Below are 728 nucleotides of genomic sequence, written 5' to 3' on the forward strand. Positions count from 1 at the left end.
CGGGCTCGCGAGGCGGGCGTGATCGCCAGCCAGGCGGTGCTGGTGGCGATCGGCGTGGATTGGGAGGGCCGGCGCCAGGTTCTGGGCGTGGAGCTGGCCAACCGGGAGAGCCATTCGAGCTGGCGCGAGTTCGTGACGGGGCTCAAGAATCGCGGGCTCGCCGGCGTCGAGTTCGTCGTCTCCGACGACCATCCGGGGCTCAGGGCGGCAATCCGCGAAGTGCTGCCCGAAGCGGTCTGGCAGCGCTGCTACGTGCACTTCCTCAGAAACGCGCTCGACTACGTGCCGCGCAAGGTCGACGACGATTGCCTGATGGAGCTCAGATGGTTCTACGACCGGCGCGACCTTGCCGAGGTCAAACGCGACCTGGCGCAGTGGATCGCCAAATGGCAGGCCAAATACCCGAAGCTGGTCAACTGGGTGGAAGATAACATCGAGGAGACGCTGAGCTTCTATCGGCTGCCGCTAGCTCACCACAAGCACATGAAGTCGACGAACATGCTGGAGCGGCTGAACCAGGAGATCAAGCGGCGCACCCTGGTCGTTCGCATCTTCCCCAACCCGCGGAGCTGTCTGCGGCTGGTTCGGGCATTGGCGGTGGAGATCCACGAGAACTGGCTCGAGGCGACCCGCTACCTCAACATGGATCATCTGCGCGAGCACAAGAAGGAGAGCCTGAGGGCCTTGGCCGCCTGAGCACCGTCATGTGTCCGCCGCTCCGCTAAACA

The 728-nt window shown here is 64.4% G+C and carries 1 protein-coding gene; it reads left to right on the top strand.

The features are described from left to right. A partial coding sequence (locus NKH99_RS32660) for an IS256 family transposase (RefSeq protein ID WP_353017985.1) occupies positions 1-696 on the top strand: 696 nt, incomplete at its 5' end. Positions 697-728 lie beyond the last annotated feature (32 nt).

Origin of the sequence: Mesorhizobium sp. M0854 (assembly GCF_040319815.1) — a bacterium.
In the GTDB taxonomy this organism is placed as follows: Bacteria; Pseudomonadota; Alphaproteobacteria; order Rhizobiales; family Rhizobiaceae; genus Mesorhizobium.